16 protein-coding genes and 5 pseudogenes are annotated in these 13,591 nt (G+C 38.7%); 14 read left to right on the top strand and 7 right to left on the bottom strand.

The window, feature by feature from the left end; translation table 11 throughout:
- Positions 1 to 318: 318 nt before the first annotated feature.
- The 6 genes and pseudogenes from AC01GB_RS07320 to AC01GB_RS07345 all read right to left on the bottom strand — a co-directional run bounded on the left by AC01GB_RS07320 (position 319) and on the right by AC01GB_RS07345 (position 2,508).
- Entirely contained in the window at positions 319 to 606 is a 288-nt protein-coding gene (locus tag AC01GB_RS07320; protein ID WP_474451270.1) for a T3SS effector cysteine hydrolase SpvD family protein, read from the bottom strand.
- A pseudogene (locus AC01GB_RS07325) lies at positions 530 to 852 on the bottom strand (T3SS effector cysteine hydrolase SpvD family protein). The gene AC01GB_RS07320 and the pseudogene AC01GB_RS07325 overlap by 77 nt, the downstream one beginning before the upstream one ends.
- A 20-nt stretch (positions 853 to 872) precedes the next feature.
- Entirely contained in the window at positions 873 to 1,034 is a 162-nt protein-coding gene (locus AC01GB_RS07330) for a hypothetical protein (protein WP_474451272.1), read from the bottom strand.
- Between the two features lie 284 nt (positions 1,035 to 1,318).
- Positions 1,319 to 1,636, bottom strand: a complete 318-nt coding sequence (locus AC01GB_RS07335; protein WP_474451274.1) for a CorA family divalent cation transporter — start codon at positions 1,634 to 1,636, stop codon at positions 1,319 to 1,321.
- Positions 1,617 to 1,937, bottom strand: coding sequence for a magnesium transporter CorA family protein (locus AC01GB_RS07340; protein WP_474451276.1), 321 nt, complete (start codon positions 1,935 to 1,937; stop codon positions 1,617 to 1,619). The genes AC01GB_RS07335 and AC01GB_RS07340 overlap by 20 nt, the downstream gene beginning before the upstream one ends.
- A 337-nt stretch (positions 1,938 to 2,274) precedes the next feature.
- Positions 2,275 to 2,508, bottom strand: a complete 234-nt coding sequence (locus tag AC01GB_RS07345) for a hypothetical protein (RefSeq protein WP_474451278.1) — start codon at positions 2,506 to 2,508, stop codon at positions 2,275 to 2,277.
- 89 nt (positions 2,509 to 2,597) lie between these two features.
- Here AC01GB_RS07345 and AC01GB_RS07350 point away from each other — a divergent pair, with 89 nt between their 5' ends.
- Positions 2,598 to 2,828 (top strand): transcriptional regulator, encoded by a 231-nt coding sequence (locus tag AC01GB_RS07350; RefSeq protein WP_474451279.1) that lies wholly within the window; start codon positions 2,598 to 2,600, stop codon positions 2,826 to 2,828.
- Positions 2,829 to 3,223: 395 nt separating this feature from the next.
- Here the strand turns inward: AC01GB_RS07350 and AC01GB_RS07355 are convergent, their stop codons facing one another.
- On the bottom strand, positions 3,224 to 3,913 hold the full coding sequence (locus AC01GB_RS07355) for a hypothetical protein (RefSeq protein WP_474451281.1): 690 nt from the start codon (positions 3,911 to 3,913) through the stop codon (positions 3,224 to 3,226).
- A gap of 502 nt (positions 3,914 to 4,415) precedes the next feature.
- On the opposite strand from AC01GB_RS07355, the gene AC01GB_RS07360 reads away from it, so the two are divergent.
- The 13 genes and pseudogenes from AC01GB_RS07360 to yjiA all read left to right on the top strand — a co-directional run bounded on the left by AC01GB_RS07360 (position 4,416) and on the right by yjiA (position 13,548).
- The gene (locus AC01GB_RS07360) at positions 4,416 to 4,772 is read left to right on the top strand and encodes a RusA family crossover junction endodeoxyribonuclease (RefSeq protein WP_474449935.1); all 357 of its coding nucleotides are present in this window, start codon (positions 4,416 to 4,418) and stop codon (positions 4,770 to 4,772) included.
- A 67-nt stretch (positions 4,773 to 4,839) separates the two neighbouring features.
- A complete protein-coding gene (locus tag AC01GB_RS07365) occupies positions 4,840 to 5,331 on the top strand; it encodes an antiterminator Q family protein (RefSeq protein ID WP_474451282.1) in 492 nt (163 codons plus the stop codon).
- A 529-nt stretch (positions 5,332 to 5,860) separates the two neighbouring features.
- Positions 5,861 to 6,319 carry a lysozyme gene (locus AC01GB_RS07370; protein ID WP_474452344.1) on the top strand — a complete coding sequence of 153 codons (459 nt, stop codon included), beginning with the start codon at positions 5,861 to 5,863 and terminating at the stop codon, positions 6,317 to 6,319.
- A 140-nt stretch (positions 6,320 to 6,459) separates the two neighbouring features.
- On the top strand, positions 6,460 to 6,738 hold the full coding sequence (locus AC01GB_RS07375; protein WP_474451284.1) for a lysis protein: 279 nt from the start codon (positions 6,460 to 6,462) through the stop codon (positions 6,736 to 6,738).
- A gap of 506 nt (positions 6,739 to 7,244) precedes the next feature.
- Complete coding sequence (locus AC01GB_RS07380) at positions 7,245 to 7,421, top strand: hypothetical protein (RefSeq protein ID WP_474451286.1); 177 nt, start codon at positions 7,245 to 7,247, stop codon at positions 7,419 to 7,421.
- Between the two features lie 66 nt (positions 7,422 to 7,487).
- Entirely contained in the window at positions 7,488 to 7,706 is a 219-nt protein-coding gene (locus AC01GB_RS07385; RefSeq protein WP_474451287.1) for a hypothetical protein, read from the top strand.
- Between the two features lie 74 nt (positions 7,707 to 7,780).
- Positions 7,781 to 7,912 (top strand): DUF2560 family protein, encoded by a 132-nt coding sequence (locus AC01GB_RS07390; protein ID WP_474451288.1) that lies wholly within the window; start codon positions 7,781 to 7,783, stop codon positions 7,910 to 7,912.
- Between the two features lie 16 nt (positions 7,913 to 7,928).
- A complete protein-coding gene (locus AC01GB_RS07395) occupies positions 7,929 to 8,318 on the top strand; it encodes a DNA-packaging protein (protein ID WP_474451290.1) in 390 nt (129 codons plus the stop codon).
- Positions 8,315 to 9,728, top strand: a pseudogene (locus tag AC01GB_RS07400) (PBSX family phage terminase large subunit). The gene AC01GB_RS07395 and the pseudogene AC01GB_RS07400 overlap by 4 nt, the downstream one beginning before the upstream one ends.
- A gap of 19 nt (positions 9,729 to 9,747) precedes the next feature.
- Positions 9,748 to 11,908 (top strand): annotated as a pseudogene (locus AC01GB_RS07405) (portal protein).
- 30 nt (positions 11,909 to 11,938) lie between these two features.
- A complete protein-coding gene (locus AC01GB_RS07410) occupies positions 11,939 to 12,169 on the top strand; it encodes a hypothetical protein (protein ID WP_474451291.1) in 231 nt (76 codons plus the stop codon).
- Between the two features lie 170 nt (positions 12,170 to 12,339).
- Positions 12,340 to 12,544 (top strand): annotated as a pseudogene (locus tag AC01GB_RS07415) (YbdD/YjiX family protein).
- 35 nt (positions 12,545 to 12,579) lie between these two features.
- Positions 12,580 to 13,548 (top strand): annotated as a pseudogene (yjiA, locus tag AC01GB_RS07420) (GTPase).
- Positions 13,549 to 13,591: the final 43 nt, after the last annotated feature.

Consider the following 13,591-nt stretch of genomic DNA (forward strand, 5'->3'; position numbering starts at 1 on the left):
ACATATGTAAATTTTGGCTTTAATATTGCCAAAAATATCTCGCCATTAATTTTGAATATATAAAACATAAAAATGAAAAATAATTGAATTAAATTATGCTAACCATTAATGCATGATTTATTGCTGGTTAGTTCCATTTCTTCGATTAAAAATAGTGATATATTTTTGTTTTAGCTAGCGATTTTAGCTAATTTGCTAGTCTATTGAACCCGACTTTGGCTGGTAAGTAAAATAGTGGTCATTTAAATAGCCAGTTAACTTAAACACAGCTTACTGGTAGAGCCTTAATTTTTATCTGAATTACGGCATTAATCTAATTCATCTCACACCAATAGATTGGCGAAAGGTTTCCCGCCCTTTACGGCGGGTGGGGTATCGATTATTCTGCTGATAAGATCGAATATAAAATTCTGCTGATGATGGAAAATGCGCATTTAATTCTGTAATGGTTGGTAGTACATTAAATGTTTTCCAGGAATCGACAAACTGTACATAGGGTTTGTTGTCTTCTCCACACAAAACAACAGCATTATAAATCATGACCACACTGGCCAATTGTGGGAACAGTGTAACCTTGAGCTTGAATAATAAAAGATTTTTCTCCATTGATCATATATCGCATAAGAAGTTCCTTTTCTAGATCAGCAAGGCAATGAAAGCGATGTGAGCTTTCAAGTTGCTTGCCAAAAATCAATTGATCAACAATAGAACCTGGTATCCCTATTGTCGGTGACGCAGTGTTTTGGCACTTAATATATCTTTTCGATAATGAAGTTTATAATGTAAGCACGCTGCTAATAAAACACAATTGCCAGAATAGTGAATGTATGTATTATTTACATATTTAGCCATTTGCTACAAATTTTGTCGGGTTAATTTTCTGGATAATATTCTTGTTCTTCAGTTTTAACGAGTAACGCATTGTTGATTCGTTTGGCATCATGTGAATTATTATCTGGTATATATCTTGCTCTCTCTAGAAAAATAGTTTTGTTTCTTCCATCTGGTGGAGAATTATGAGCGAAAATTTTCATATTTATCCCTAAATAATAAACTGTGTAGCATATTATATTAATATTAAAAATTAACTTTCTTGCGGAAAATGTCGTAATATCCGATGAAAAATAAAAACCAAGTCAAATGGTGTTTTTCATTCGATTATTGGCCAAGATCGAAAAAAATAAATATTTTTTTAAAATTATTTCGGCAATAATGTAATAATATCTGTTATTGAGTAAAAGTTATTTGGGAATGATTACGATTATTTTAGTTTAGGATACTAACAAGCTATCTAAACGTGATAAAGAAGGTATTAATCTTAGATAAGGATTTTTTTGATCCATAAATAGTTGATTGCTAACAATCTCGTCAGTAGATAAACTGATAATACAATAATAAAGCCTATCACTTCGCCTTCAAAAGGGGCTTTAACATTCATTCCCCAAAAACTAGAAAAAATCATCGGGATAGTTAATAGTATGGTAATGGTAGCCAGAAACTTAAGAAATTTATTTTGATTATTGGCTATCGTTGAAGCAACCGTATTCATCATATCGGTAATTATTCTTGAATAGGTTGCTACTATTTCAATTGTCTGTTTATTTTCAGTATAAACGTCATCTAATAATTTCTTCATCAATTTCATCGAAATAAGATGCGTTATAACAAGCATTGTATTTTATTTTAATAATTCTCATTATAACCAAATCATTCGAATGTAATGACATTGAAAAAAAGACCAGACTTCGTTGTATATCCAGTATGCTGATAACATCTTCATTTTTGGTAGAAGTTAATAATTCAATTTCTAAACTTTCAAACTTATTAATAATTAATTTTGTGATGGCATTAAATTCACTAGCGATATTATAGATCAATGCTAGTAATACATTTATGCCAGTCATTTTTTTATAATCAATGGTCTCTAGGTATTTCAATGCACTTACTTTATCATATGAAATAATAACAATATTTTTTTAGTTAAAAAAACACAAATTGGGCTAATTGAGAATGAGTTATTACCGATTTTTATTGGCGAATTAAAGATAGCATGCTATCACCTACAGCTGTAATAATAGCTAATGATGTAGACGGTCTTTCTCCAAACATTTTCAAGGCATGATCTGGGTTTATTTCAACTGCCTGGATAATCACTATACACTCTACCTCCTCCACAACTATACTCTGTGTCGTAATGATTTATCCTGTATGTATGACCAGTATAGTTATTGGAGGAATTTTGTAAAATGAAACGGTCATGCTTTTTAGATGGATTTAAAGTTTTAGTATGAATAACATCCATCCAATAGGAAGGTTTAATGATTTTTCAATACGACGGGCGATTTTATCACCGATATTACGTATAGGATTATTACCGCTGATCTGACTAGGTTGAGCAGCAGGTATTCCAATTTTATCAGCTAACTGAGATTTCTTATTTTTTCCTGATACAGTGAAATCCTGAATCAAGGCATGCAAATTAGCACGTCTAATGTCTTTTGTTTCCATATTTACATATTGGCATCTTTTACCAATTTGATAAATGTACAAATTGGTAAATTATCCTTGTTATATATTTACCTTTAAAGTTAAATGGTATGACAAACGATTTACTCCGTTGGAGAAAAGAGTCTACCCAAGATGATTGGGTACGTCTTGCTCAACTAGCAGGGACAAGTGTCGGTTATTTAAATCTAGTAGCTTATGGATACCGCAGGGCATCTCCCAAAAAAGCTAAGCAAATGGAATTAGCAACTAAGCATTTTAATTACTTACCCGTAAAGAAAGAATTATTAGTTTTTACTAATTTAAAAATTAGCACAAATTAGCCACACAGCTCTTTAACAACCTGGCCTCCCTGAAATTGGGAGATTTATAAATTCCCAGCCCATCGGGAGGGATAACTATTATCTGAAACTTATGGATCAAGTGTAGGACATCCTAAAGATATTTAAAATAATGAAGTAAGAGGAGGACACCAAACTTAGTGTGCCATTATAATCTTATTGTGAATAAACCATTTAAATTTCTATTTTTGAATAATCTACATAATATTTTTCATTGGTAATTAATCATTTTTAATGAACTCATCTTTTTTTTATCAATATCCTTGAAGATTGTCTTCAATTAAAGATGAACTAACAGAATTGAAATAAAGATTATCAAATTTATAAACTGAAAATGGTAAATTATATTCAAGTTCTAGAACTGAGAAGGGGGTATCTCAGTACTTCATTTTGGTTTCAAAAATACTTACGTGTGGCTGCAAAGGATCATCCTGTAAACGGAGATACGGACTTTCATTTAAGTCAAACGCATCATCCATATAACCCTCAGTATTTGGTCCAGTCCACATATCACTGTTATTATGCATAGATTTTTTTATTTCTTGGTGAGAATCAAAAAAGTCATATATCCATGTATTATCAGGATTACCTTTATTACAGAGATTTCCTAATCTTTCATTAAAATGAGTTTTGTCGTCATTTTGTCGGAGAAAAGGGATGAAATTATCTATAGTATTTCCGTAGGAAAATGCTCTTTCTTCCATCGCCCCTTTTATAGAGTATTTAAATGTATAATCATTACTGGCTTCATTTTTTATAATAGATGCCTGAAATTTATCTTGATGTTTTGCGGGACTAATTTCCTTCAACTTATAAAAAGCTTCTGCTTTTTGCAAAGATGATTCAATATCGGACTGATTGTCTGGGGTATGAGTCAAGTCATAAAGTAGACCCAAAACTTCATCTGTCTTTGTTCCACAAAACCAGTCTTTTATTTTAGTAAATATATCCAGATGTGTAGCATCTTCTTTTGAAGAACTATTCTCTGCTTGTTGAATATATTTATCGCCAATTTCTCTAGTAAATAAAGAATAAGAATTTAGATTGGATTGAACTGATATTGACATAATATTTCCCTATATAAATATATTTTTTAAAATTAAGTAATTACTCTGAAGTCAATATAAAAGTTTTCAGTTTACTTTTTATGCTGTTGCTATTCGTATGAAAAGTCTAAATTAACTCAAAATACTTATTAAGTCACCTTAAACTTAAGTCTAGTTTTATACTATTCATTTAGTTAGGTCTTACCATGAACTCACGTTAGGATTGCTGCAAAAACTATCAAATCATTTTGTCTGTATGAAATTTGATTTTCGGATTTTTGAGTATTTTCTTGCAGAATAGAGATAAGTATTCGATAAGCAACAGTTATCAAATGAAGGCTGAGGCTTTTTGTCTTTCAGATTGAGAGTGAGTGATACAACCGTATTAACGGTGTCATCTTGCTTGTTAAATATGGAATCAAGGATTTGCTCTGTAGAAAGGGGTTTAGGCTTCGCTTCGTATTCAGCGCGTTGTTTTCTGCATTATTTTTTGGTTATTAATCGCATTTGGAAACTTATAATATTGGAAAAATTTAAAATCACCGTTCCTTTCCCTCCTTCCGTAAATCACTACTGGTATCACGCAAAACACAAACACTTCATCACCGCAAAAGGGAGATTATACCGCCAGTCGGTAGTTGCAGAAATCCTGCATCAAAAGCTTTGTAAGCGATTATCGCAACGTTTAGGGGTTGAGATAGGGGTGTATCCACCTGACCGTCGTAAGCGAGATTTAGATAACCTGATGAAAGCACCGATTGATGCACTCTGTCATGGCGGGTTGATAATTGATGATGCTCAGATAGATGTGTTGCACGTTGAGCGAAAGGAAATCATTAAGGGCGGGAAACTGGTTATCACCATTTGGGAATTAGCGTAATCAAGAAACCAACATTCAATGCAGGGCATCAAAACATGTCCCTATTCCTATTTTTGCCGGAGGACAGATGAAGGCGGTTAAGTCATTGGAATTAACTAAAGCACAGCATGACTGGGTAAATGGTTGGCTTGAGTTATGGGGGGCGTGGGTATGCTCAGGAGAACTCGACAAATGGCAATTCAATATCATCTGGCGATTTATGCAAAAGGCGAAAGGGGAAGTGATACCTTCGAGGCCAATGTGTAACGATGATGAAGGATTGCTCATTTCTCAAGTGGTTGATGCTGTTATGCGTATTGATGAGAAAGCCTACCAGATTCTATTAAGTTATTATGTTTACGGAAAGTCAAAATTAAGCATAGCCACCTATTATCACAAAATAGCAAAACCGAGAAGGATGATGACCAGGGCGGGGAGAAGGTGGAAAAGACCATCGCGCATAACATGCAGAAGGGAGATTGATGATATTCTCAATGCCGGCGTGTATTTAATACACAATCGGCTATTAACGGTCATGAAAAATCAAAAAACTGTTGCTAAAATGATTAATTTAACCTAATTATGGCTTGACTTTAATGAGCAAATGAGCAACAATTTTAAGGTAAACTGATACACTTATGCAAAAATCATAGAGCCTCGCTTTTTGCGGGGTTTTCTTTTTGGTTGTGTTGTTACCCAAATAGTTATATCTTATTAACGCACTACTTTTTATAAGCTCGTATGGTATATATAAGGTAATAAGGCAGTAGTGCATAGCCCCATGTGAAAACGTGGGGTTTTTCGTTTACGCCACCGCAAAACTGACAGATCAAATAGTCTAAATGAGTAAGGCGGTTGGCTCCCTTTTTAATTTAAAGCAACGGAACCCTCAACGGTAGGGTATATGCGCATGTCTGAAAAATACTCAACACTCACCGCCTACCTTTGGGGCATTATAACGACCATCTTAGGTTTTTTTCACCCTTGAGCAGTGGGTAGCGGTGATAGGTATTATCTGCACGATAGGGACTTTTTCAATCAACGTGTACTACCGCAAAAAGGAGTACAAACTCAAGGAGCGTCAGTATGAAGATACCGAAAAAATATTGATGGCAACGGGCGGTAGTGCGTTGTTTTTGGCCTCAAGCATGATAACGCATTTTGAAGGGTTGAGATTTAAGCCCTATTTTGACGGTGGCGGGGTGCTTTCTGTTTGCTACGGACACACAGGCAAGGATATTGAGCGTAACCGGACGTACACGCAAGAAGAGTGTGATAATTGGCTTGATGAAGATTTGAAAGCGGTTAAGCGCTATATTGACCCGTTGATTAAAGTGAGCATTAATACACTCACTCACGCTGCCCTTTACTCATTTGCCTACAACGTGGGCGTAGGCAATTTTGCCAAATCCACGTTACTCAAAAAGCTCAATGCCAATGACCAAAAGGGCGCTTGTGATGAGATGAAACGATGGGTTTATGTGAAAGGCGAAGTTTGGAAAGGTTTAATGAATCATCGAGAGATAGAGAGCGTAATATGCTATGGTGACCTTACACATTTATCGTAGTGATTATTGTCGCATTGGTTTTATCACTCGTTTTTATCAACTCCCGATATCAAACCGTCAAGCAAAACGATCAAACGCTAAAACAGCAATACCACGCGCAAATTGAAGCCGTGAAATTGCAGTAGCAAAAGATAGATGCCTTGCACCAACTCGATATTCAACACGCCGAGGAACTGAATAATGCCAAAAAGGAGATGGCTAAGTTGCATGATGCTGTGCGTGCTGGCACTAAGCGGTTGCGCGTCAACGCCGTGTGTCGTACATCCAAAACCGCTACCACCCAGAGCCGATATGATGAAGACACCCCACAACTTAATGAAGCAGCTCGAGAAGATTATTTCCGTCTTAGAGCGATGATAGTTGAGAACGAAAAGCAGACGGAATATTTACATCAATACATCAAAACACAGTGTCAGTGAATTAAGTTCTTAACTATCCGGAATTTCCGGATAGTTCCCGCGCACTCACCGCGCATTTAAATAAACCTGAGACAATTCACAAAAGAGACCTCAGAGAACGTCAGTCAATCATGATGCGTTCGGGGCCTGTTCGTTCTGTGTGAGCTGAGGTCTCTTTTGTGAAAGGTAAGTATCATGAAATCAGTAACAACTAAAAATAACAATTTTTTAGCAACAGAATTACCAACAATAACTAGTCTGGAAATGGTGGATTACATTAATGCTGAGCGGAAATCAAAATAGGAGGCAGAGGGATTAACGTTTCCATGTAAAAAATATCGCAAGTTACAGCACAATGATTTTTTGAAGAAAGTACCCAAGGTGCTTGGCGAAACATCAGGGAAATTTTTCTCTGATGATATTTTCACTGCTGGAAATGGTGCGCAGGCTACTCGAAAAATTTATCGATTTCCTAAACGTGAAGTTTGTTTAATGGCAATGAGTTACAGGCAAAAGTATTTGATCACATGACTAAGTTTGAAGGAACCAATGATCTAAATTTATTGGATTTCTCGGGTTTGACTGAAATGACTATAAAGCAAATGCAAGATAGAGTAGTCAAAGCAGAAGTGTTCTCTTTTTCTGAGCATGGTCAAAAAGGTAGCTCATTAATGACACTTAGAAAAAAGAGAAAAAAGCAATAAAGAAAGCTGAAAAATTAGTAAAGGATTTTATTCAATTCAAATTGTATGATCTTGGTGATTTTCCTGATGGAGACAGCCCAGCATGAACCACGAAGAATTCATAGAGAAAAACATCAAGGCCGAGTTAATCAAACTCGGCTTTCTCTATCTGTAGCAAGCTTAGCTACTCGTGAAGCTATCCGGTGTTACTGCAAACAGCCAGCGAGTAAACGCGGCAAGATGATATCGGATTGTCTCAATCAGGCTAAACGATGGGCGAAGAGTGCGGCTAAACATAAACATTAATTTGAAACAGGTGAAATGATGAAAGAAATAACCGCAGAACAACAAATGCGCCTTGATATTTTAACATCGATTTTGTGAAAGACGAGAAGCTGAAATTTGAGATATTTAAGGATTTATGGCACGAGTCCGGCGCAGAAAGTACGCCTGTTGCCCGTGCGCAAAAGTCAATCCAAAAGGGGAAAGAAGCTTTACTCCTTTTCCAGTAAACCTGGCGAGTAAATTATGGTGAGTAAAAAGAAAATTGGACGCCCAAGTAAATTAGCCGTCAGTCTTGAAAAAGCTAAACACTATTTAAATGGTGAATATAAAACGGTAGGCGATGTGGTACCCAGCGTAGCTGGCCTAGCCTGTTACTTAGGTATTAGCAGGTCTACCGCACAGGAATATGCTAAAGAAAATAAAGAATTTTCAGGCACGTTAGCGGCTATCAAAACTATTCAAGAAAATAGCCTGATAAATAAAGGGCTTACAGGCGAGTTTAACCCAACGATTGTTAAATTAATGTTATCCAATCATGGCTACGCAGAAAAACAAGAAACTGCCCTCACAGGTAAAGATGGCGGACCGGTTAAGATTAAAACATCCCCTATGAGTACACTATTCGGGAAATGACAATGATTAACCCTGTCTTTGAACCGTTCATTGAAGCGCATCGCTATAAGGTGCTAAAGGTGGGCGAGGGAGCGGTAAGTCATGGGCGATAGCACGGTTGCTCATTGAGGCAGCAAGACGCCAGGCAGTTCGTATACTTTGCGCGCGTGAATTGCAAAACAGTATTAGCGACTCGGTGATCCGATTGCTTGAAGACACGATTGAGCGTGAAGGGTATACGGCCGAGTTTGAAATCCAGCGCTTTATGATTCGGCATCTTGGTACTCACGCTGAATTCATGTTTTATGGCATAAAGAACAATCCAACAAAGATTAAGTCATTAGAAGGGATTGATATTTGCTGGGTTGAAGAAGCTGAGGCTGTGACGAAAGAGAGTTGGGATATTTTGATCCCGACTATTCGAAAGCCAAATTCTGAAATATGGGTGAGCTTCAATCCTAAAAATATTCTTGATGATACTTACCAGCGATTTGTCGTTAATCCCCCTGATGATATTTGCCTACTGACCGCTAATTATACTGATAACCCGCATTTTCCCGACGTGCTCAGATTAGAAATGGAAGAATGTAAACATCGTAATCCAATACTTTACCGCTATATCTGGTTAGGTGAGCCCGTCAGTGCGAGTGAGAGGGCTATCATCAAACGCGAATGGCTGGAAGCGGCTATCGATGCCTATAAGGTGCTTGGTTGGAAAGCGAAAGGGGCAATTATTGCCGCGCATGACCCATCAGATACCGGCCCAGATGCGAAAGGCTATGCAATGCGCCACGGTTCAGTGGTGAAACATATATCAGAAGGCTTACAAATGGACGTTAACGAGGGTGCTGATTGGGCGACGGAATTAGCCATTAAGCAGGGGCAGATCACTTCCTTTGGGACGCTGATGGCCTCGGCGCTGGACTTCGTCGACAGATTACGGAGGCTTTCGAGGGAAAAAAACCGTTGTTACCCTGTTTAAAGGGAGCGGATCGCCATTCAATGAAGAGGCGGCGTATCAATCAGGTGCCTGGTTTGATGAGGTTGTCGAAGGTGACAATATTCGTACCCTGGGCGATGTTTTCAGAAATAAACGCGCCCAATTTTATTACACGTTGGCAGATAGGCTTTATCTCATGTATCGTGCTGTTACACAGGGTGAGTATGCTAACCCTGATGATATGATAAGTTTCGATAAAGCGTGCATTGGCGAGCAGATGTTAGCGAAGTTATTTGCGGAGTTGACACAGAATCCAACGAAAATTTAACGGTAATGGGAAGCTTGAATTGATGACCAAGTTTGAGATGAAACAAAAGCTTGGCATTCCATCACCTAACCTGGCAGACGCGTTAATGATGTGTATGTATTGTCCACCCCGTCCAAGTATCCCCGATTATACGCATTACAGAATACCTTGTGGTGTAGGTTGATATGACTAAAAAAGAAAAGATGATTAGTAAGTTGGCAGACTGGCACAAAAAGGTTTTGCGTAACTTTGATAAGGCCTATTCCAACACGCAAAGTATGCGAGAGCAAGTCGCCACTGCCCAACGATTTGTGAGAGTGTTGGGTGCGCAATGGGAAGGCAGCACGAATGCGGGTTATTCATTTGAGGAAGGTCGGTTTGAACATTACCCTCGATTCGAACTAAACAAAATAGCGAGAGAGTGTGACCGAATTATCGGTGAATACCGACAAAACAGAATTAGTGTTAAGTTTCGCCCGAAAGATAGCCAGGCATCAGAAGCGTTGTCCGAGAAAATGAATGGGAAGTTTCGTGCAGACTATCAAGAAACCGCAGGGGCTGAAGCCTGTGACAACGCATTCGATGATGCGGTTGTTGGCGGGTTCGGTTGCTTTCGGCTGTATGCTGATTATGAAGATGAAATGGATCCGAATAATGAACAACGGCGAATAAGTCTAGTGCCAGTATATGACCCTGCGACATGCGTATTCTTCGATCAGGATAGCAAGCAATACGATAGAAGTGATGCAATGTGGGCGCTTGAAATGTTCTCTATGACACCCGAGGCATTTAAATCAGAGTATCCAAACGCAAACACAAGCAGCCTGAGTCGTGATGATACGGGAACACAATACGATTGGTCACCGCCTGAAGCTATCTATGTAGCACGTTATTATGAAGTCCGCATAGAAAAGACAATGGTCAGCACCTGGCGTAATCCTATTACTGGCGCAACCGCTATTTATGACACTGAACAAATTAAAGACATTTTCGATGAGCTGGAAGAGGGCGAATTTGAGTCAATAAACTAACGTGAAGTTAAAAAGCGGCGCGTTTATTGTGGCTTATTATCAGGGGCAGAATGGCTTGAAAAACCAAAGAGGATCGCCGGTGAATACATTCCGTTGATCCCTGTTTATGGTCGCTGTTCATTCGTTGATAACCAAGAGCGTATCGAAGGCCATGCCGCTAAGGCAATGGATGCTCAGCGGTTAGAAAACCTGATGGTATCGATGATGGCGGATAATGCCACCAAAGCAGGTGGTGACGGGATCCCGATCGTAGACGTTGATTTTATTCCTGTTCCACTAATGCAACATTGGGAAACCAGAAACAAGAGCAGACCGGCCTTTCTGCCGATGACGAGTTTAAAGGATAGTCTGGAAAATGTGGCCTCGCCGGCTCAAATCAGTGGTTATACCCCCATCACCGAAATGTCTCCGGCGTTGGCTGGATTGTTGCAGTACACCGGAACCGCTATTCAACAAATCACAGGCGCTTCACAGTTTGAGAATATGCCGAACAATGTAGCGACTGAAACGGTTGATAGTGTTTTTAACCGGATGGATACCCAAAGCTATATCTACATGGATAACATGGCAAAATCGATGCGGTGGGCGGGTGTTGTCTGGCTGTCAATGGCCAGAGAGATATATGGTAGCGATACCCCGATGCGCACTGTCAATGAAGACAATATTGACGATGTGGCATTGATGAATGGTGAGGTATTCGATCGCCAAACCGGTCGACGAGTAGCGTTAAATGACCTATCGCAAGGGAAGTATGAAGTCACTGTCGATGTCGGTCAGTCATTCGCAACGCGGCGAGACGCAACCGTTAAATCATTAACTCACCTCTTATCAATGGTTCCACCCAATACCCCCCAGGCATGACCTGTTAACCTCTATCGTCCTCGATAATCTGGACGGTGAGGGGCTTGATGACTTGAAGGAGTACAACCGTAATCAATTGTTATTGTCTGGTGTTGTAAAACCAAGAACACCCGAAGAAGAACAGAGGGTTACCCAGGCTCAAGCAGCACAGCAATCACAGCCGAATGCAGAGGTACTGGCTGCTCAGGGTGTTTTACTTCAAGGGCAAGCGGAAGTCATCAGGGAGGAAAACAGACGGCTTGAAATTCAAATAGAAGCCGCTAAAGTGGCCGATATATTTAACGCGATGGATTTAAGCAAGCGCAAGGAGTTCAGGGAGTTCTTAACCTTGTTTAGCACATTCCAGCAAAAGCAAGGAGACAATGCCCGTGCTGATGCGGAATTGATGTTAAAAGGGGCGGCTCAAAATCATTCACAGAGCATGAATATAGCAAACGCTCAGGAAACAATTCAGCAACAATCAGAGCAGTAATCACATTTAATCACGTTAATCGCTGTCTTTATGAAGCCAGTCATTCTATTGCCTTCCGATGGGCTTATATCGAGTAAACAAGGGGTAGTTATGTTAGATACGGCAGAAAACACACCAGAAGTAAAAACGGATAATGTGCCACCGGATGTAGGCACAGATGAAAAAGCGTTAAGTGAGAGTCAAAAGGCTTCAGCTGATGGCGAATTACCGCCAACGGATAGTGACCATAAGCCTGACGATGATTCAGAGCAAGCGTTTTAAATAGCGATAAAAGCCTGGAGAACAGCTAAAGGTTCAAATATTGAAATACCATATGTTTCTGTCGCTGAAAGTGATATTAAAATTTCCTCCTCACATTAATTAATATTAAAACCATTGTTCCCCACAAAGTAGGTTATAAGCTTAGGTGGGGTATTTTTGAGGTAATAAATATGTTTAATAATCTTGGACAAGCAGGTAAATATTTGGGGCAGGTGGCACTTATGCTAATCGGTATTCCTGACTATGATAATATATGTTCAGCATATGCGTAATACTTATCCTGAGCAACCGATCATGAGTTATGAAGAATTTTTTCGGCAACGTCAGGCAGCGCGCTATGCTAGTAGTGATAACGGCGGTTTTCGCTGTTGCTAGCCATTATTCAATGGATGTGATAACTGAGGCTTAGCATGACATCAATATCAGTAACAATATTGACCGGCTTTCTGGGAGCAGGCAAAATAACATTGCTTCGTCATATTCTCAATGCAGAACATGGCTATAAAATTGCAGTTATTGAAAATGAATTTGGAGCAGAATCGATTGATAGTGAGCTTATCGGTGATAATGCCACTCAGATAACAACCTTAGGCAATGGTTGTATTTGTTGTAATCGCTCGAATGAATTGGAAAATACGCTATTAGATTTACTTAATGCTATATATAACAAGCAATTAGATTTTTATCGCCTGATTATTGAGTGTACTGGAATAGCTGATCCTGGCCCTATTACGTAAACTTTCTTTTCACATAAAGTTTTTTGCCAACGTTTTTTGTTAGATGGCATTATTGCGGTTGTGGATGCGGTACATGCTGAGAAACAGCTTAATCAATTCATTATTGCTCAAGTGTAGATTGGTTATGCGGATAGTATCTTGCTAACTAAAACCGATATTCAAGCAAATAATGCTGCATTAATAGCCCGTTTACAGCGTATTAATGCCGGAGCACCTATTTATCAAGTCACCCATGGTGATATGGCGATACAGTCATTATTTAACATAAATGGATTTATGCTTAGCGATAAGTTAACTATTTCAAAGCCTATTTTTCGTTTTATGTCTAGCACACAAAATGCCATTCAATCAATCGTTGTCTATCTTGATCAATTAGTTGAATTGTCAGAACTATCAAAAGTGATGGAGAAGTTATTATGTCGCCATGCTGATAATCTCTTACGTTATAAAGGAATATTGGCGATTAAACATCAGCCCTGTCGATTAATATTTCAAGGAGCTCAGCGTTTATATAGTGCCGATTGGGATCGTGAGTGGCAAGATGGCGAGGTGCGTCAAGGGGTAATGATTTTTATTGGTTTACATTTACCTGAAGAGGAAATTCGGCAACAATTTGCATTATTAACCGAACGCGTTAATTGATCAGTTATTTTGGGCTACCTTCGTTACTTAAAGACAACAAAGG

The organism is Candidatus Arsenophonus phytopathogenicus (assembly GCF_056113345.1).

What these genes read in the sequence shown, in the direction of transcription:
- AC01GB_RS07320 (WP_474451270.1), bottom strand. Translation starts at nt 606, where the DNA reads ATGGAGAAAAATCTTTTATTATTCAAGCTCAAGGTTACACTGTTCCCA.
- AC01GB_RS07330 (WP_474451272.1), bottom strand. Translation starts at nt 1,034, where the DNA reads ATGAAAATTTTCGCTCATAATTCTCCACCAGATGGAAGAAACAAAACT.
- AC01GB_RS07335 (WP_474451274.1), bottom strand. Translation starts at nt 1,636, where the DNA reads ATGAAGAAATTATTAGATGACGTTTATACTGAAAATAAACAGACAATT.
- AC01GB_RS07345 (WP_474451278.1), bottom strand. Translation starts at nt 2,508, where the DNA reads ATGGAAACAAAAGACATTAGACGTGCTAATTTGCATGCCTTGATTCAG.
- AC01GB_RS07350 (WP_474451279.1), top strand. Translation starts at nt 2,598, where the DNA reads ATGACAAACGATTTACTCCGTTGGAGAAAAGAGTCTACCCAAGATGAT.
- AC01GB_RS07355 (WP_474451281.1), bottom strand. Translation starts at nt 3,913, where the DNA reads ATGTCAATATCAGTTCAATCCAATCTAAATTCTTATTCTTTATTTACT.
- AC01GB_RS07365 (WP_474451282.1), top strand. Translation starts at nt 4,840, where the DNA reads ATGAAGGCGGTTAAGTCATTGGAATTAACTAAAGCACAGCATGACTGG.
- AC01GB_RS07370 (WP_474452344.1), top strand. Translation starts at nt 5,861, where the DNA reads ATGGCAACGGGCGGTAGTGCGTTGTTTTTGGCCTCAAGCATGATAACG.
- AC01GB_RS07380 (WP_474451286.1), top strand. Translation starts at nt 7,245, where the DNA reads ATGACTAAGTTTGAAGGAACCAATGATCTAAATTTATTGGATTTCTCG.
- AC01GB_RS07385 (WP_474451287.1), top strand. Translation starts at nt 7,488, where the DNA reads ATGGAGACAGCCCAGCATGAACCACGAAGAATTCATAGAGAAAAACAT.
- AC01GB_RS07395 (WP_474451290.1), top strand. Translation starts at nt 7,929, where the DNA reads ATGGTGAGTAAAAAGAAAATTGGACGCCCAAGTAAATTAGCCGTCAGT.
- AC01GB_RS07410 (WP_474451291.1), top strand. Translation starts at nt 11,939, where the DNA reads ATGAAGCCAGTCATTCTATTGCCTTCCGATGGGCTTATATCGAGTAAA.